The organism is Roseomonas nitratireducens (genome assembly GCF_017813355.1).
Lineage (GTDB): Bacteria > Pseudomonadota > Alphaproteobacteria > Acetobacterales > Acetobacteraceae > Neoroseomonas > Neoroseomonas nitratireducens.
Window position 1 is genome coordinate 112,636 of sequence record NZ_JAGIYZ010000007.1, and the last position, 17,371, is coordinate 130,006.

At 73.0% G+C, this 17,371-nt stretch carries 16 protein-coding genes; 10 read left to right on the plus strand and 6 right to left on the minus strand.

Features of this window, described 5'->3' with window-relative positions; genetic code table 11:
• Positions 1 to 110: 110 nt before the first annotated feature.
• On the minus strand, positions 111 to 932 hold the full coding sequence (locus J5Y09_RS09305) for a GNAT family N-acetyltransferase (protein ID WP_209351479.1): 822 nt from the start codon (positions 930 to 932) through the stop codon (positions 111 to 113).
• A gap of 81 nt (positions 933 to 1,013) precedes the next feature.
• On the opposite strand from J5Y09_RS09305, the gene J5Y09_RS09310 reads away from it, so the two are divergent.
• Genes J5Y09_RS09310 through J5Y09_RS09335 form a run of 6 tightly spaced genes read left to right on the plus strand, consistent with a single transcriptional unit; the run spans position 1,014 to position 7,205 of the window.
• Positions 1,014 to 2,048 (plus strand): Gfo/Idh/MocA family protein, encoded by a 1,035-nt coding sequence (locus J5Y09_RS09310; protein ID WP_209351480.1) that lies wholly within the window; start codon positions 1,014 to 1,016, stop codon positions 2,046 to 2,048.
• Positions 2,048 to 2,869 carry a sugar phosphate isomerase/epimerase family protein gene (locus J5Y09_RS09315; RefSeq protein ID WP_209351481.1) on the plus strand — a complete coding sequence of 274 codons (822 nt, stop codon included), beginning with the start codon at positions 2,048 to 2,050 and terminating at the stop codon, positions 2,867 to 2,869. Before J5Y09_RS09310 ends, J5Y09_RS09315 begins: the two co-directional genes overlap by 1 nt.
• On the plus strand, positions 2,866 to 4,299 hold the full coding sequence (locus J5Y09_RS09320) for an enolase-like domain-containing protein (RefSeq protein ID WP_209351482.1): 1,434 nt from the start codon (positions 2,866 to 2,868) through the stop codon (positions 4,297 to 4,299). Before J5Y09_RS09315 ends, J5Y09_RS09320 begins: the two co-directional genes overlap by 4 nt.
• A gap of 50 nt (positions 4,300 to 4,349) precedes the next feature.
• Positions 4,350 to 5,324, plus strand: a complete 975-nt coding sequence (locus J5Y09_RS09325) for a Bug family tripartite tricarboxylate transporter substrate binding protein (protein WP_209351483.1) — start codon at positions 4,350 to 4,352, stop codon at positions 5,322 to 5,324.
• Positions 5,321 to 6,208: a BMP family ABC transporter substrate-binding protein gene (locus tag J5Y09_RS09330; RefSeq protein WP_209351484.1), complete on the plus strand. Its 888-nt coding sequence runs from the start codon at positions 5,321 to 5,323 to the stop codon at positions 6,206 to 6,208. Before J5Y09_RS09325 ends, J5Y09_RS09330 begins: the two co-directional genes overlap by 4 nt.
• A gap of 46 nt (positions 6,209 to 6,254) precedes the next feature.
• Positions 6,255 to 7,205, plus strand: a complete 951-nt coding sequence (locus J5Y09_RS09335) for an SMP-30/gluconolactonase/LRE family protein (protein ID WP_245216975.1) — start codon at positions 6,255 to 6,257, stop codon at positions 7,203 to 7,205.
• On the opposite strand, the gene J5Y09_RS09340 is transcribed toward J5Y09_RS09335, so the two are convergent.
• The 5 genes from J5Y09_RS09340 to glpK all read right to left on the minus strand — a co-directional run bounded on the left by J5Y09_RS09340 (position 7,202) and on the right by glpK (position 13,341).
• Positions 7,202 to 8,329 (minus strand): enolase C-terminal domain-like protein, encoded by a 1,128-nt coding sequence (locus tag J5Y09_RS09340; protein ID WP_209351486.1) that lies wholly within the window; start codon positions 8,327 to 8,329, stop codon positions 7,202 to 7,204. The genes J5Y09_RS09335 and J5Y09_RS09340 overlap by 4 nt on opposite strands.
• A gap of 29 nt (positions 8,330 to 8,358) precedes the next feature.
• Positions 8,359 to 8,706 carry an AtuA-related protein gene (locus tag J5Y09_RS09345; RefSeq protein WP_342451447.1) on the minus strand — a complete coding sequence of 116 codons (348 nt, stop codon included), beginning with the start codon at positions 8,704 to 8,706 and terminating at the stop codon, positions 8,359 to 8,361.
• On the minus strand, positions 8,697 to 10,076 hold the full coding sequence (locus J5Y09_RS09350) for an acyclic terpene utilization AtuA family protein (protein ID WP_209351487.1): 1,380 nt from the start codon (positions 10,074 to 10,076) through the stop codon (positions 8,697 to 8,699). Before J5Y09_RS09350 ends, J5Y09_RS09345 begins: the two co-directional genes overlap by 10 nt.
• On the minus strand, positions 10,073 to 11,257 hold the full coding sequence (locus J5Y09_RS09355; RefSeq protein ID WP_209351488.1) for a hypothetical protein: 1,185 nt from the start codon (positions 11,255 to 11,257) through the stop codon (positions 10,073 to 10,075). Before J5Y09_RS09355 ends, J5Y09_RS09350 begins: the two co-directional genes overlap by 4 nt.
• 557 nt (positions 11,258 to 11,814) lie before the next feature.
• Positions 11,815 to 13,341 (minus strand): glycerol kinase GlpK, encoded by a 1,527-nt coding sequence (gene glpK / locus J5Y09_RS09360; protein WP_209351489.1) that lies wholly within the window; start codon positions 13,339 to 13,341, stop codon positions 11,815 to 11,817.
• Positions 13,342 to 13,450: 109 nt separating this feature from the next.
• Between glpK and J5Y09_RS09365 the strand changes: the two genes are divergently transcribed.
• The 4 genes from J5Y09_RS09365 to J5Y09_RS09380 all read left to right on the plus strand — a co-directional run bounded on the left by J5Y09_RS09365 (position 13,451) and on the right by J5Y09_RS09380 (position 17,353).
• Entirely contained in the window at positions 13,451 to 13,999 is a 549-nt protein-coding gene (locus tag J5Y09_RS09365; RefSeq protein WP_209351490.1) for a cytochrome P460 family protein, read from the plus strand.
• A gap of 10 nt (positions 14,000 to 14,009) precedes the next feature.
• Positions 14,010 to 15,458, plus strand: a complete 1,449-nt coding sequence (locus J5Y09_RS09370) for an amidohydrolase family protein (RefSeq protein ID WP_209351491.1) — start codon at positions 14,010 to 14,012, stop codon at positions 15,456 to 15,458.
• Positions 15,459 to 15,649: 191 nt separating this feature from the next.
• Complete coding sequence (locus J5Y09_RS09375) at positions 15,650 to 16,324, plus strand: RraA family protein (RefSeq protein ID WP_209351492.1); 675 nt, start codon at positions 15,650 to 15,652, stop codon at positions 16,322 to 16,324.
• Positions 16,325 to 16,432: 108 nt separating this feature from the next.
• On the plus strand, positions 16,433 to 17,353 hold the full coding sequence (locus J5Y09_RS09380; RefSeq protein WP_209351493.1) for an alpha/beta fold hydrolase: 921 nt from the start codon (positions 16,433 to 16,435) through the stop codon (positions 17,351 to 17,353).
• The last annotated feature ends 18 nt before the right edge of the window (positions 17,354 to 17,371 follow it).

The following is a 17,371-nucleotide window of genomic DNA, read 5'->3' on the forward strand; positions in this document are numbered from 1 at the left end:
CTTGTCCTTCCCTCCTGTGACGCGCCGCCTTGCATGAGGCGGCCTCTCGGTCCGGTAACCCGTCAGTTACCGCGGATGGTGCGACCCTCCTTGCGGACCCGTCAAGCGCATCAGCCGAATTCCGGCCCGGCGACGGCGGCGAGCAGCGACGGATCGCCCGGCGTGTCCGCGCCGAGCGCCATGCGCGTGAAGGGGCGCTGCATCGCGCCGCCATGCGCGGTGAACCATACGGCGAGCGCGATCCGCGCATCCGGAATGTCGATCACCGGCACCCCGGGGAGCGCGGCGCGCGCCGCGGCCACCAGCGCCAGCGCCGTGGCGTCGTCGCGCGCCACGACGGGGCCGATCTGCGGCCCGCGCGCGCCGTCGCGCGCCAGCGCGTAGCCGCGCCCATCGACGGCGATGAGGGCTTTCGCGCGCGCGGCGAAGTCCTGCAGCAGGGCCGGCCGCGGTGCACCGAAGGCCGCGGTGTCGAGGGCCATCAGTGCGGGCCAGTCGGCCTCCGTCACGGGGCGCACGCCATCGCCTGCGGGAAGCGCATCCGGCAGCGCCCAGCGGGAGAAGCCCCAGAGGTCGCGGAAGCCGAGCCGGGCATAGACGTCCCGTCCCGCCGGCGTCGCGTCGAGCGCGATGCAGCGCGTGCCGCGCAGCGCCTCGACCGCCCAGCGCATCATCGCCGTGGCGAGCCCGCGCCGCCGCAATTCCGGCCGCACCAGCACCATCGAGATCCAGGCGAGGTCGGCGCCGTAGCGGATCACCGCCGCCGTCGCGCCGAGCGTCGCATCGTCATGATCGAGCGCGCGGCCTTCGCCTTCGCGCAGGAACAGCGCCCAGTCGGCCGCGACCTGGTTCCAGCCGACCAGGGCGGACAGCGCGGCGGCGCGCGGCAGGTCGGCCTCGGTCAGCGGGCGCGGGGCCGGATCGTCGGACATGGCCGAAGCGTTCCCGCCCCGCCCGCGCCGCGTCAAGCGGCGCGCTTGACGCGGCGCGGCCGGCGCGCCTCCGATGCTGCGATGTCCGTGCGGATCCTGCTTCTCGGCTGCGGCGCCTTCGGGCGGGTGCATCTGCGCGCGCTGGCGCGGCTCGGCGCCGCGGCGGAGGTCCGCGCCTTCGACCCCGATGCGGCGATGCGCGGCGCCGTCGCGTCCGAATTCGCGGATCTGCGCTTTGCGGAGAGCGTCGAGGCCGGCCTCGCCTGGTGCGACGCGGCGATCATCGCCACGCCGGTGCCGACCCATGCCGCGCTGGCCGAGGCCGTGCTGCGCGCGGATCGCCACCTGTTCCTCGAGAAGCCGGCGGTCGAGACGGCGCGCGAGGCCGAGGCGCTCGCGCGGCTGGCCGGCACGCGCGGGCGCATCGCCCAGGTCGGTTTGTATTTCCGTTTCCATCCGAAGGCGCTCGCCTTGCGCGCCCTGGTCGCGGAAGGCGCCTTCGGGCCGCTGCACTACCTCGCGGCGCGGTTCTCGGGCCTCAAGCGCGCGCGGGGCGATTCGGGCGCGCTGCTCAACGACGCGGTGCATTTCGCCGACCTGCTGCCCTGGATCGCCGGCGCGCCGGTCACGCAGGTCTTCGCGCAGCTGGCCGATCCGCTGGGGCGGGGGCGGGAGGATCTCGCGCTGGTCCAGCTGCGCTTCGCCGATGGCGCGATCGGCCTGATCGAGGCCGGCTGCGTCCTGCCCGGCCGCTGGCCCGATGCCGTGGTGCCCGGCGCCGAGACGCGCAAGGAAGTGATCGTCGCGGGCCGCGACGCGCTGGCCGAGGTGGATTTCGCCGCCGAGACCTTCGCCCTGCGCCGCGGCCGCCACGCGCCCGGCCCCGGCGGCGCCTGGTTGCCGGGGCACGCGGCGCGGGACGCGTCGGAGCCACCCGCCGCCGACCCGGTGGCGGTCGTCGCGGCGGAACTCGCGGCCTTCATCGACGCGGTCGCGACGCGCCGCGCGCCGGAGGCCGGTCTTGCCTCGGGCGCGGTCGCCCCCGCCCGCATCCTGGACGCGGCGCGGCGTTCCGCGCAGGAAGGGCGCATGGTTGAGCTGGAGGAGATCGCCTGATGCGCATCAGCCTGTGCAACGAAGTGGTGCGCGAGCTCGACTTCCCCGCGCAATGCGCGCTGGCGGCGGCACTCGGCTATGACGGGCTGGAGGTCGCGCCTTTCACGCTGGATGCCGAGGCGCCGCACCTGCTGCCCGCGTCGCGACGGGTGGAACTGCGCCGCGCGGCGGCCGAGGCGGGGACCGCCATCACCTCCCTGCACTGGCTGCTCGTCGCGCCCGCGGGGTTGTCCATCACCAGCGCGGATCCCGCGCTGCGGGCCCGCACGCTCGACGTGATGGAACGCCTGGTCGGCCTCGCCGCCGATCTCGGCGCGACGCTGCTTGTGCACGGCTCCCCCGGCGCGCGACATGTCGCGGCGGAAGGCGACGCGGCGCGGGCGGAGGAATCGATGGCGCGCGCCGGCGAGTTCGCGGCGACGCATGGCCTGACCTATTGCCTGGAACCGCTCGATTCCGGCCAGACCAACTGGTGCACCAATGTCGCGGAGGCGGCCGCGATCGTGCGCCGCATCGGCAATCCCGCGCTGCGCACCATGCTCGACACCTGTTCCGCCGGGAATGGCGAGAGCGATGCCGTCGTCGCCTTGCTGGAACACTGGGTGCCGACCGGCCTGATCGCGCATGTGCATTTCAACGACCGCAACCGGCGTTCGCCCGGCCAGGGCGACGATCGCTTCGGGCCGATCCTCGCCGCGCTGCGCCGCACGGGCTATGCCGGCTTCGCCGCCGTGGAACCTTTCGACTACGTCCCGGACGGGCCGACCAGCGCCGCGCGCGCCATCGGCTATCTCCGCGCGCTCGAGGAGACGATCGCATGACCGCGCCCCGCTTCCGCCTGCTCGAGGTCGAGCGCTACGAATGGCCCTTCCGCCTGCGCATGCCCTTCCGCTTCGGCGTCATCACCGTCACGCATGGGCGGCAGGCGGTGGTGCGGGCGCGCATCGGCCTCGAGGGCGGCGGGGAGGCCTGGGGGATCGCGGCGGAGACGCTCGCCGCGAAGTGGTTCGACAAGGATCCGCGCTGGTCGGATGCGCAGAACGAGGAGCAGCTGCGGCGCGCGCTCGACCTCGCCTGCGTCGCGACCCTGACCGGCGGCGCCGACACCGCCTTCGCGCACTTCGCCAACGCCTATGCCGACCATGTCGCGGCCTGCGGGAGGGAGGATCTGAACCCGCTCGTCGCCTCCTATGGCCGCGCACTGCTCGACCGCGCGATGCTGGACGCGCTGCTGAAGGCGCGGGGCATGTCCTTCGCCAATGGCATGCGCGCGAACATCGGCGGCATGGCGCCGCATGCCGTCATTCCGGATCTCGCGGGCTTAGATTTCGGCCGGATGCTGGGCTCGCTCACGCCCTCCCGCCGGATGCATGCGCGGCACACGGTGGGGCTGGTCGATCCGATCACGGCGGCGGACCAGGCGACGCGCGTCGATGACGGCCTGCCGGAGACGGTGGAGGAGGTCGCCGCCACCTATCGCCACGCCTGGTGGAAGCTGAAGGTCGGAGGCAATGTCGCGGCGGATGTGGACCGGCTCTGCCGCATCGCCTCGGTGCTCGACCGGCTGCACGGCTACCACGTCTCGCTCGACGGCAACGAGCAGTACGAGGACGCGGAGGGCGTGCTCGCCCTGTGGCGCGCCATGCAGGCGGAACCGCGGCTGGCGCGGCTGAATGCCTCGATCGCCTTCATCGAGCAGCCGGTGAAGCGCGCGAAGGCGCTGGATGGCGCCATGGGCGCGCTGGCGGCCGAACGCCCGGTGATCGTGGATGAGAGCGACGGCCCGCTCGACGCCTTCGTGCAGGCGAAGGCGCTGGGCTATGCCGGCATATCGTCCAAGGCGTGCAAGGGGGTGTGGCGGTCGCTGGTCAACCTCGCCCGCTGCCGCGCCTGGAACGCGGCGGAGCCCGAGCCGCGCTACTTCATGAGTGCGGAGGACCTGACGACGCTGGCCGGCGCCTGCGTGCAGCAGGACCTCGCGCTGGTGGGCACCATGGGCCTCGTGCATGTGGAGCGGAACGGGCACCATTTCGTCGACGGCTTCTCCGGCCGCCCGAAGGCGGAAGCGGTGCGCTTCCTGGAAGCGCATCCCGACCTCTATGCCGACACCCCGCGTGGGCCGCGGCTGGCGATCCGGGAGGGGATGCTGGAACTCGGCTCCGTGCTCGACGCCGTGGGCCTCGGCGCGGCCATCGAGCCCGACACGGCGGCGATGGAGCCCATGCGCAAGCCGGACTGGCCGCCCGCCTGACGCCGGCATCATGATTGCAGGCCCGCACCGGCCCCTATGGAGGATCCGCCATGCGTCGCCTGTTCCTGCCGCTGATCGCGGCATTCGCCTGCCTGATCGCCGCGCAGCCAGCCTCGGCGCAGTCCTGGCCTACGCGGCCGATCCGCGTCGTCGTCGTCTTCCCGCCGGGCGGGTCGTCCGACATCGTCGCGCGGGTGCTGGCCGATGCGCTGACCGCGCGGCTGAACCAGCGCGTGGTGGTGGACAACCGGCCCGGCGCCGGCGGCACGCTCGGCGCGGCGCATGTCGCGCAGCAGCCGGCCGATGGCTACACGCTGATGCTGTCCAACACCGCGCCGATCACTTCGTCCCCGCCGATCTATCCGACGGCGGGCTACGACCCGGTCGGCGGCTTCACGCACATCGCCTATATCGGGGCGACGCCGCTCGTCGTCGTCGCGAACCGGAACATCGTCCCCGCCACCGACCTGCGCGGGCTGATCGACTGGGCGCGGGCGCAGCGCACGCCGCCGGGCTTCGGTTCCTCCGGCGCGGGATCGGTCGCGCACATCGCCGGCGCGATGTTCGAGCGGCAGACCGGCGTCGCGCTGACGCATGTGCCCTATCGCGGCAGCGCGCCGATGCAGGCGGACCTGCTCGGCGGCACCATTCCCATTGCCTTCGACACCCTGCCGCAGAACCTCGACCATATCCGCGAGGGCCGGCTGCGCGCCTTCGCCGTGACGGCGCGCGCGCGGGAACCGATGGCGCCCGAGGTGCCGACCGTGGCCGAGGCTGGCCTGTCCGACCTGCTGGTGGAAAACTGGCTCGGCCTGTCCGGCCCGGCGGGCCTGCCCGCGCCCGTCGTGGCGCGGCTGCATGAGGAGACGCTTGCCGCCATGGCGACACCGGAGATGCGCCGGCGCCTCGACGAGCACGGCATCCGGCATCGCGCCATGAGCCAGCCGGACTTCGCCGCCTTCGTCGCGCAGGATGTGCGGGAGATCGGCGGGCTGGTGCGATCCCTCGGCATCAGCGTGCAGTGATCCGGGCGGTCTTCTTCGGCGCGCCCGGCGCGGGCGCCTTCAACACCGCGGGCGTGGCGGGGCTTGCGCGCGCGGCGCAGCGGCTCGGCGTGGCGGTCGAGACGGTCTGGGCGCCCGACCCCGCGAAACGCACGGAGGCGCTGCGCGCCGCTGCGACCGGCGCGGCGCTCGTCATCGCGCATGGTGGGCAGGGGGAAACGCCGGTCGCCGCCGTCGCGCCCGACTTTCCGGCCACGCGCTTCGCCGTCACGCAGGGCCGCATCGCCGGGCCGAACATCGCCTGCTTCGAGGTGCTGCAGGAACACTCGGCCTTCCTCGCCGGCGCGCTTGCCGGCTGGTGGTCCCGCGGGCGGCCGGTGGCGCATCTGTCGGGCGAACCCGTCCCGCCCGGGCTGCGCGGCCGTGCCGCCTTCGCCGCCGGGCTGGCGCGCGCCGCGCCGGGCACGCCCTTCCTCACCGGCTTCTGCGGCAACCAGCACGATCCGGCGCTGGCCGAGCGCTGGACGGAAGCCCAATGCAGCGCCGGGGCCGTGGTGCAGTTCGCCATGCTGGATGGCGGGCGGCCCGGCGCCATGGCCGCGCTGCGCCGGCATGGCGCGCGCGCGATCGGCAATGTTCGGGACTGGACGGTCGAGGACCCGCTGTTCCTCGCCAGCGCCGTCGCGGACAATGGCTGGTGCATCGAGGCCGCGCTTGCCGCGCATCTTGCAGACGCCTTCCACGATTCGCGCGTGGGCATCGAGGTGCCGGCCGCCGTTCGCCTGGTGCTCGCGCGCGACGTGCCGGTGGATCTCGCCGAGCGGGTCGAGCACCTGGCCGCGGACCTCGCCGCGGGGCGGATCGAGGTGCCGGAACAGTATGGCGGACCGGACTTCGCGCCCTGAGTGGCTCCGCCTATCCTGGCCCGCAGACCAGGGAGGAGCCTTCACCATGACCGACGACCCGCGCTGGCAGCCGAGCCTGCGTTACCCCGACCCTTCCATCGTCGCGCTCGACCCGTCCTTCCGGAAATACCACCTGCCGCTGTCGGCGGTGGAACGACTGTACCACGGCACGCGCTGGGGCGAGGGGCCGGTCTGGCTCGGCGATGCGCGCTGCCTGCTGTGGTCCGACATCCCCAACAACCGCGTGCTGAAATGGGACGAGGAGACGGGCGCCGTCTCCGCCTGGCGCAAGCCGTCCAACAACGCGAACGGCCATACGCGCGACCGGCAGGGGCGCATCGTCGCCTGCGAGCATGGCGGGCGGCGCGTGGTGCGCTTCGAATACGACGGGTCGATCACCGTCATCGCCAGCCACTTCCAGGGCAAGCGGCTGAACAGCCCGAACGACGTGGTGGTGAAGTCCGACGGCTCGATCTGGTTCACCGACCCGCCCTTCGGCATCCTCGGCTTCTACGAAGGCGAGAAGCACACCCCGGAACTGCCGCATACCAACGTCTACCGGGTGGACGGGCAGACGGGCGAGATCACCTGCGTCGCCGACGACGTCAACCATCCGAACGGCCTCGCCTTCAGCCCGGACGAGGGCATCCTGTATGTCGTCGAGAGCCGGTCCGACCCGCGCAACATCCTCGCCTACGATGTCGACGGCGCGCGGCTGAGGAACCGCCGCACCTTCATCGCCGGCCAGGCGGGGGAGACGCCGGACGGCTTCCGCGTCGATGTCGACGGCAACCTCTGGTGCGGCTGGGGCATGTCGGCCGCGCTCGACGGCGTTCGCGTGTTCAACGCGGCCGGCGCGCCGATCGGCCACATCCACCTGCCGGAGCGCTGCGCCAACCTTTGCTTCGGCGGGCGCCACCGCAACCGGCTGTTCATGGCCGCGGCGCAGTCGCTGTTCAGCCTCTACGTCAACACGCAGGGCGTGGCCGGGGGCTAGCCCTCGATCGCCACGCTCACGCGCCGCACCGCATCCTCGTCCACCTCCACGCCGAGGCCGGGGCCATCGGGCACGATGGTCTCGCCGGCCTCGATGCGGATCGGCGTGGAAAGAATCTCGACGCCCATGACGAAGGTGGAGGTGTAGAATTCCGCGCCCAGCGCGATGTTGGGCGTGGCGGAGACCAGGTGCAGCCCGGCGGCGATGGCGAGCCCGGCCTCGAACATCGTCCCGCCATAGGCGGTGATGCCGGCGGCTTCCGCGATGGCCGCGACCTCCCGCGCGCGGTGGATGCCGCCGCTCTTCATGATCTTGATGCTCACCAGGTCGGCGAAGCGGTCGCGCACCAGCTCCACCGCCTCGGCCGGGTCGAAGACGCTTTCGTCGGCCATGACCGGGGTGTCGAGCGCGCGGGTGATCTCCGCCATCGCCGCGCGCTGGTGGCGCTTGACCGGCTGCTCGATGAAGGTCGGCTTGAAGGCCTCGATGTCGCGCAGCAGGCGGATCGCGTCCCAGGGATCGAGGCCCTGGTTGTAGTCCACGCGGATGTCGGCGGTCGCCGGCAGCGCGGCCTTCAGCCGCTCCATCCGGCGCAGGTCCTCGGCATGGCTGGTGAAGCCCGTCTTGACCTTGAAGATGTTGACGCCGTGGTTCGCGATGACGTCGCGCGCGAAGTCGAGGTCTTCCTCGAAATCGGGATTGGCGATGGAGACCGACAGCGGGATGCGCTCGCGGTGCCGCCCGCCGATCAGCGTGGAGACCGGCGCGCCGAGCCGCTTGCCGGCGATGTCCAGCAGCGCCATCTCGACCGCCGCCTTGGCGTCGCCATGGCCGGTCACCGCCTTGTCCATGGCGCGCAGCAGCGTCGTCACGCGCATCGGGTCGGCGCCGATCAGCACCGGCTTGAGGTAGCGGGAGATGGCCGCCGCACTCGCCTCCGCCGTGCCGGTGAACACCGCCCAGGGTGCGGCTTCCCCCCAGCCGGCGATGCCGCCATCCGTGCCGATGCGGATGATGACGCCGGGCATGCTGCGCTCGATGTCGCCCACGCCGTGGCGCCGCTTCATGCGCAGCGGCCAGGCGACCAGGTGGACGGTGACGTCGGTGATGCGGAGATCGCCCATGCGCGCGGGTCCTTCGGCTTTCGGCAAGCCTAGGCCGGGGCGCGCGCGTGGCAAGCCGGCACGCGCACCGTCAGGGCCAGCAGGCGGAAGGACAGGCTCTTGCCGTGCCCGTCCAGGTTCAGCGACCCGTTCACGCCGCCTTCCAGCACGTCGTCGATGACGAAGTTGAAGGCGTGGATCAGCGGCAGGTCGAAGCGCGTGCAGCGCGTCGCGCCGCGATGGCGGAACAGCTCCAGCACCCGCGCCTCGGTCACCTGCTCGGCGAGCAGCGGATACAGCGCCGGGTCGTAGGGCATGAGGGAGAGGTTCCCGCGATTGCCCTTGTCCCCCGCGCGGGAATGCGCGACCGCGTGCAGCGGCACTTCGATCAGTTCCACAGCCGTGCCTCCCGCACCGTCACCTCCGTTGGCACCATCTCACGCGGCAGGAGGAAGGATCGCGTCAGGATGCGCGGCGTGACGCGCCAGCGCGCGCCGGATGTCCCCGCCGTGCCGCAGCAGAGCATCGCCAGCGCTTCCCGCGCCGCCTGGTCGGCGTCGTCGCGGCTTGCGCTTTCGACCGCGAGGCGGATGCGGATGTCGGGCGGCTCGGGCCCGTCATAGGACCGCCACAGCGCGCCGGCGTCGGAATCATGCACGGCGGAGACGCCGATCAGGTCGGCGCGCGCCCGGCGCGCGAGGCCGCGGCGCCTGACGCGTTCCAGCAGCACGTCCGCGGTCGCGCGGGCACGGGCCAGCGCGTTCGGCCCGGCGACGGAGACCTCGCCCTCCCCCAGCCAGGACCCTTCGTAGCAGGCGGTCACCTTCAGCCGGTCGGGCCGCGCATGGCCGCGCACGCCGGCCATGGCGACGCGATCCTGGTCGAGCTGTTCGAGCGTCACGCCGGTGATGTCCATGACGACATCGGGCGTCATGTAGGCGGCAGGGTCGTGCAGCTCGTACAGCAGCTGCTCCTTCACGCTGCGCAGGTCGACGAGCCCGCCCGTCTCCGCGGCCTTGGTCACCACGAAGGCGCCGTCGCGCGGCACCTCGGCGATCGGGAAGCCGATATTCGCGGGGTCGGGGATGTCCTTGAAGCCCGGGTCCCAGAAGACGCCGCCCGTCACCTGGCTGCCGCATTCCAGCAGGTGCCCCACCGCCGCGCCGCGCGCGAGGTTCGCCCAGTCATCCTCCGCCCAGCCGAAATGGTGCATCAGCGGCGCGATGGCGAGCGAGGGGTCGGAGGTGCGCCCGGCGACCACCACCTGCGCGCCCTGCGCCAGCGCCTGCGCCAGCGGTGCCGCGCCGATATAGGCGTTGGCCGAGACGAGCGTCCATGCGGACATGTCGAGCCCCGCATCCGCCTCATGCACCGGCAGCGTGGCGAGGTCGACGCTCGCGCTGACATCGTCGCCCGTGACGACGCCAATGCGCAGCGCCGGCAGGCCGAGCCGGCGCGCGAGCCGCGCGACGCAGCGCGCCGCCGCCATCGGATTGGCCGCGCCGAAATTGCCGAGGATCGGGATGCCCGCCTTCGCGCAATCCGCCAGGATGGGTTCGAGCAGCCGTTCGAGCATCGGCTCGTAGCCGGCCTCCGGGTCGCGCCGCTTCTCGATCTGCGCCAGCGCGATCGTGCGCTCGGCCAGGCATTCGAAGAACATCGCCGCGGGCAGGCCGCGATCGACCAGCGTGCGCACCACCGGGATCGGCGCATCCACCCGGTCGCCGGAAAAGCCTGCGCCGTTGCCGACGAGGAAAAGGTCGCTCATGCGCAGCATTCCCGGATCGCGTCCGCCAGCAGCGGCAGGTCGTCGTCGTCGAGCGCGATAGGGTTCACCGCCAGCATGCCGCGCCGGATGCGCGACGCATCCAGGTGCACGGCGGGGTCGCGCGCCCTGAGCGCCGCATCGGCCCGCGCGGCCGCGGCGGCATCGGCGAAGCGAAGCTCGAACAGCGGCAGGCCCGGCTTCGCGCCATCCGGCACCAGCGCGCCGCGCGGCGAGGCACCTTCCAACGCCTTCAGCCGCGCCGTCCAGCGCGCACTGCGCGCGGCCGGGTCCTCGGCGGCGAAGCGGCGGAGTGCGACGATCAGCCCGACGATCTCCTCCTTCCCCGTCTTCGCCGTCCGCCCGATGCCGTGATGCGGCAGGAAGCGCAGCTGGTTCAGGGGCGCGAATTCGGCGGGTGCCACGAACTGCGCTTCCGGCAGGTCGAGGTCGAGCACCTGCACCAGCGCGCTGCTGACGAGGTCACGCCGCCCGGCGAGGATGCCCGAGGCCTGCGGCCCGCCGATCGCCTTGCCGCCCGAAAAGCAGACCAGGTCCGCGCCCTCGGCGATGAATCGCCGCAGGTTGTCGGCCGGCGGCAGTTGCGCGGCGGCATCGACCAGCACGGGAATGCCGCGCGCATGGGCGATGCGGACAACCACGGGCAGCGTCGGTTCCGCCTGCTCGCCCGCCAGGTGGAAGATCGCGGCGGTGCGGTCGGTGATCGCCTCGGCCAGTTCGCCGGCACTCGCGTCACGCACGCCGGGGCCGGAGAAGCGGTCGGGGATGCCCACCTCGACGATGCGCCCGCCGGCGGCGCGCAGCGCGCGGTCGTACATGTTGCGCTGGCTGCGGATGACGAGGAACTCGTCGGGCATGCCCGCGGTGTCGGGCAGCCGGTTCATGCGCGCGGGATCCAGCCGCGCCATGCAGGCGGCCGCGCCGAGCATCAGCGCGGCGGCCGCGCCGGCGGTGACGATGCCGGATTCGGCCCCCGTCGCTTCCGATATCGCGCGCGAGGCCGCGGCCTGGAGGTGGTGCATCTCGACGCAGGCGCGCGCGGCATCGGCCATCGCCGCGACCACCTCCGGCGCCATCAGGCCGCCGGACAGGCGCGTGTTGGTGCCGTAGCCGTTGATGATGCGCGGAACGCCGAGCGCCGCGAGGATGTCGCCCGCCGCCATGGAGCCTCCCTGGATCGGAGCGCCATCCTGCGTCGGGCCGGCCGCCATGGCGAGATGCCAGGCGGGGCCGGCTGGGCGGCCGCGCGCTGAACAGTGATCGCGCAAGGCTGCATCCCTTGCGCGGCTTGCGTCAGTCGGGCTGCCGGCCGGGGCGCCCGCGACGGTCGGGTTCATCCCGCGCGCTTGCGGAGGTCCTGCTCGCGGCCGCCGAAGCCCCCGCCGCGGAGGCCGTCGGGCCGTCCGACGACCGGCCGGCAATCCGATCGGCGGTGGCCAGAATCTGCGTTCCGATGTTCGCGAAGGCGCCCAGCAGGTTGCTGCGGAAGGCGATGGTCGCGCTTCCGACCATGATTACGACGCCGGCGGCGAGCAGCGCGTACTCCGATGCCACGAGACCCCGCCGGTCGCGGAGCAGACCGTGCTTCCCTTTCCTGGCGGGCGTGCAGTCTCGTCGGGATCGTAACGATAGCGTGAGCATAGTTAACGACTATGAACACGCCTCGCGGAACGTCAGGGAGCGAAATGTCATCTTTTGTCGCCACAGCAACAATTGCTCGTCAGGGTTGTTCCGGCGTCTTGCCCCCACCACCCAGGCGACCCTGTGTGCGCCGCAACGCGTCCTGCCACAGCCCATAGCGCCGGCTTGCCGCAACCGTTCCCGTGCCCGGAAGAAACCTTCGTTCCAGGCGCCAATGGGTCGCGCCGCCCTCGCCCGGGGGCGGCAGCAGCCCCGCCTGCACCCCTGCGAGCCAGGCCGCACCCAGCGCCGTCGTCTCCCGCAGCGTCGGCCGATCCACCGGCGCAGCCAGCACATCGGCCAGCGCCTGCATCGTCCAGTCGGAAGCGACCATGCCGCCATCGACGCGCAGCACCGTCTCCCCGGACGGGGTCCAGTCGGCGCGCATCGCCTCGATCAGGTCGCGCGTCTGGAAGGCGACGCTCTCGAGCGCCGCGCGGCACAGTTCCGCCCGCCCCGTGCCGCGCGTCATGCCGAAGATCGCCGCCCGCGCATCGGCATCCCAATGCGGCGCGCCGAGGCCGGTGAAGGCCGGCACCAGGATCACTTCCTGCGCCGGGTCGGCCTGCGCGGCGAGCGCCCCGGCTTCCGCCGCGTGGCGGATGATGCCGAGCCCGTCGCGCAGCCACTGCACCGCCGCGCCGGCGACGAAGATCGCCCCTTCCAGCGCATAGGTGCGTCGCCCGCCCAGCTGGTAGGCGATCGTGGTCAGCAGCCGCGCGCGCGACGCGACCGGCGCGTCGCCCGTGTTCAGCAGCGCGAAGCAGCCCGTGCCGTAGGTGGACTTCACCATCCCCGGCAGGAAGCAGCCCTGGCCGACCGTCGCCGCCTGCTGGTCCCCCGCCACGCCGCGCAGCGGCACGGCGGCGCCGAGCAGCGCTGCGTCCATTTCCCCATATTCGGCGGCGCAGTCGCGCACCTCGGGCAGGATCGCCTCGGGGATGCGGAACAGGCGCAGCAGGTCCTCGTCCCAGCAGCCGCGGCGGATGTCGAACAGCATGGTGCGGGACGCGTTGGTCGCATCCGTCGCATGCACGCGCCCGCCGGTCAGGCGCCAGACCAGGAAGGAATCGACCGTGCCGAAGGCGAGGTCCCCGCGCTCCGCCGCCGCGCGCGCGCCCGGCACGTTCTCCAGCATCCAGGCGAGCTTCGTCGCCGAGAAATACGGGTCCGCCAGCAGGCCGCTGCGGCCGGTGAGCAGCGGTTCCATCCCCTCCGCCCGCAGCCTGGCGCAATGGTCCGCCGTGCGGCGGTCCTGCCAGACGATGGCGCGGTGCAGGCAGCGGCCCGTGGCGCGGTCCCACAGCAGCGTCGTCTCGCGCTGGTTGGTGATGCCGATGCCGGCGACACGCCGCGCATCGCCGCCGGCGCCGGCCAGCGCCTGCCGCAGCGTCGCGAGCGTGCCGGCCCAGATGTCCTCGGGCTCGTGTTCCACCCAGCCGGGAGCGGGGAAGTGCTGCGGCAATTCCTCCTGCGCCGTCGCGAGCGGCGCGAGCGCCGCGTCGAAGGCGATGGTGCGCGTGCTGGTGGTGCCCTGGTCGAGGGCGAGCAGCAGGTCCTGGGTCATGGCGCGGCGTGTCCTCCGTCGCGCAGGATAGCCGCAGGCGGGGCTGCGGAAACCCTTGCGCGCCAGCCGCGGACGGGGCCGGATAGGCGCAACCGCTGGAGGAACCGCCATGCGCCGCGCCATCGCCCCTGCCATCGCCCTGCTCGCCGGCGCCCTCGGCGCCGCCGCCATGGCCCAGCCCCGCGCCTATGCGCCCGGGCCGCAGAACATCTCCCTCCCGCCAGACTGGCAGCAGCGCTTCATCCGCTACACCACGGTGGACAAGCCGGACCGACGGATCATCCGCAACATCTACATCAACCCCGAAGCCTATGCCGCGCTGCGGCCGGGCGAGCCCATCCCCTATGGCGCGCTCGTCATCATGGCCGACCAGCGCGCGCGGCTCGATGGCGCGGGGCAGCCGCTGCTCGACGGCAACGGGCGACTGATCCCGGAACCGGCCTTCATCGCCGTCGCCGCGCAGCAGAAGGAACGCGGCTGGGGCGAAGGCTATGGGCCCGACCTGCGCAACGGCGAATGGGAATATGCCCGCTTCAACCCGGCCAGCGGCGAACGGATCGACGGCCCGCTGAACGCCTGCTTCACCTGCCACCTGCAGGCGCGCGCGCAGCAGGACTTCACCTTCACCACCTGGGACTACGCAAACCGCACCCGCTGAGGAGTCCGACATGACCGCACCGCTGCTGATCCGCGACGCCGCCTGGGCCGTGGTGTGGGACGCGCCGGCGCGCCGCCACGCCTATGCGCGCGGCATGGACGTGCTGGTCGAATCAGGCCGCGTCGCCGCGATCGCGCGGCATGATCCCGACGCCCCCATCCCCGCGGGTGCCGAGGTGGTGGACGGGCGACGCATGCTGGTCATGCCGGGCCTGGTGAACATCCACACCCATCCGACGACCGAGCCCGCCAGCCGCGGCGTGCGCGAGGACCACGGCGTGCCCGAACAGCAGATGACCGGCCTGTTCGAACGCCTCCAGGCCTTCCGCATCGACCAGGCGGGCCAGGCCGCCGCCATGCGCCTCGCCTATGCCGAGCTGATGTCGGCCGGGGTGACGAGCGTGGTCGATCTCTCGCCGCCCTTCCCCGAATGGCTCGGCATCATGCGGGAAAGCGGGCTGCGCGTCTGGGCCGGGCCCGGCTTCGCCGCGGCGCGCTGGGGCATGTCGGCGCCGCAGACCGTGACCTGGATGTGGAACCGCGAAGGCGCCCGCACCCAGTTCGACGAGGCCAAGCGCGTGATGAAGGACGCCGAGGCCGACAATTCCGGCCGGCTGCACGGCATCGTCTTCCCCGCCCAGATCGACACGGTCGAGGAGGACATGCTGCGCGAAAGCATTGCATACGCCGGGGAAACCGGCCGCCCCTTCACCACCCACATCGCCCAGGCGGTGGTGGAGGTGCGGGAGATGATCCGCCGCCATGGCGTGACCCCCATCCAATGGGCGGCGTCGATCGGTCTGCTGACGCCGCGGTCCATCCTCGGCCACGCCATCTTCGTCGACGAGCACGCCTCGATCGGCTGGCACACGGCGAAGGATATCGGGCTGGCCGCCGACCATGGCGCGACGGTGGCGCATTGCCCGACGCCCTTCGCGCGCTATGGCGAGCACCTGAAGCACTTCGGCAAGTACCGCGCGCGCGGCGTGAACATGGGCTTCGGCACGGATTGCGCGCCGCACAACCTGATCGAGGAGATGCGCCTGGCCATCCTGCTCGCACGCAACGCGGTGCGCGACGTGGCGGCGGCGGACACCGGCAGCGTGTTCCACGCGGCGACGGCGGGCGGCGCCGATGCGCTCGGGCGGCCTGATCTCGGGCGGCTGGAAAAGGGCGCGGCGGCGGACGTGGTGCTGGTGGACCTCGCCCATCCGCTGATGTCCCCGCCGCGCGACCCGCTTCGCGCGCTGGTGTTCCACGCGGCGGACCGCGCGGTGCGGCGCGTCATCGTGGGCGGGGAGACGGTCTTCGCCGATGGCCGGCCGACGCGGCTCGACGTGGCGGAGGCTGCGGGAATCCTCGCCGAAAGCCAGGCGCGGATGCTCCGGGACGCGACGGGGCGGGACTATCGCGGGCGGAGCGGGGACGAGATCGCGCCGCTGACGCTGCCGTTGCATTGAGCGGGGGAGGGGAACCTCCCCCGGGCCTCCTCCCTTTTCTGTCTGCTTGGGACTGACGGCGGAGGTCAGTTTCCAACAGACAAGGAAGGTTGAGGGGGGCACGGGGGGAGAAGTTCCCTTCTCCCCCCGCCCTTCCGCGCCACGCCCTGCCGTGCTGGATTGCCGCCCTCTTCCCCGAGGACCGTCCCGACATGCCCATCGGCTTCCGCATCGCCCCCGTCACCGAGCGCGTCGATCCCGCGCTGATCGCCCGCGCGGCCAAGCTGCCCGCCGCCAATATCGGCGACGTCATGAGCCGCATGCAGACCATGCGCGGCGGCTTCCGCCCCTATGGCGGGAAGAAGGTGATCGCCGGCCCCGCCTTCACCGTGCGCGCCCGCGCCGGCGACAACCTGCTGCTGCACCGCGCCTGCGACATGGCCGCGCCCGGCGACATCATCGTGGGCGACGGCGCCGGCGACCTGTCCATCGCGCTGATGGGCGAACTGATGATCGGCCACGCCCTGACGCGCGGCGTGCAGGGCATCGTGCTCGACGGCGCGGTGCGCGACGTCGATGCGCTGGCCGGCCTCGACATCGGCGTCTGGGCCTGCGGCGCCACGCCGTCGGGCCCCTACAAGGACGGGCCGGGGGAAATCGGCCACCCGATCTCCTGCGGCGGCCAGGTGGTGATGCCCGGCGACCTCATCGTCGCGGATGCGGACGGCGTCGTGGTGGTCCCGCGCGCCGAGGCCGCCGCCGTGATCGCCCTGGCCGAGGCGCACAACGCCAAGGAGCAGAAGGCGCAGGCGGCGATCGACGCGCGCACCTATGACCGCGCCTGGGTGGTGGAAAGCCTGCGCGCCAAGGGCTGCGACGGCGCCTGATGCCGCGCGGCCGCGGATTCGGCCTTTGAACCGGGCCTCGTCGCGCCGGCGGGCGCCCCGCCAGGCCGCCCGCGCAGGCGTCCCGGGCGACCGGGCGTGATGCGGCGGATGCTCGCCTGGGCCGCCGCCGCGCTCGTCATCCTGCTCCTCGGCGGGGCGCTGGCGCTGCGCACGCCGGATGCCGATCGCGCCGCGCTGGAAGCGGCCCATGCCGGCCCTCCCTCCCGCTTCCTCGACGTGCTGGGCGTCCGCGTGCATCTGCGCGACACCGGCCCGCGGGACGGGCCGGCGGTGCTGCTGCTGCACGGCTTCGGCGCCAGCCTGCACACCTGGGAAGGCTGGGCGGCGGGGCTGGGGGACCGGTTCCGCGTCATCCGGCTGGACCTGCCGGGCTTCGCGCTGACCGGGCCGGACCCCGGCGGCGACTACACCGATGCCCGGTCGGTCGCGCTGCTCGCTGCGCTGCTCGATGCGCTCGGGGTGGAGCGCGCGACGGTGATCGGCAATTCGCTCGGCGGGCGGCTCGCCTGGCGCTTCGCGCTCGCCCATCCCGCGCGCGTCGCGCGACTGGTGCTGGTCGCGCCGGACGGCTTCGCCGAGCCCGGCCGGGCCTATGGGGAGAAGGAAGGCGCGCCGGCCCTGATGCGCCTGCTGCCCTACACGCTGCCGCGGGGGATGCTGCGGGACACGCTCGCCGCCGCCTATGGCGATCCGGCCCGGCTGACGGAGGCCGAGGCCGCGCGCGCCCACGACCTGATGCGCGCCCCCGGCGTGCGCCGGGCCATGGTCGCGCGCATGGACCAGCGGGTCATCGACGATCCGCGCCCGCTGCTGCCCGGCCTCGCCATGCCCGTGATGCTTCTGTGGGGAGAAAAGGACCGCGTCATCCCCGCCGCCCACGCGCGGGACTGGCTCGCGCTCCTGCCGCGCGCCGCGCATGTGGAACTGCCCGGCCTCGGGCATGTGCCGCAGGAGGAAGCGCCGGAGGTGTCACTGCCGCCGGTGCGCGCCTTCCTCGAGGTACCATGAAAAAACCCCCTCCCGCGC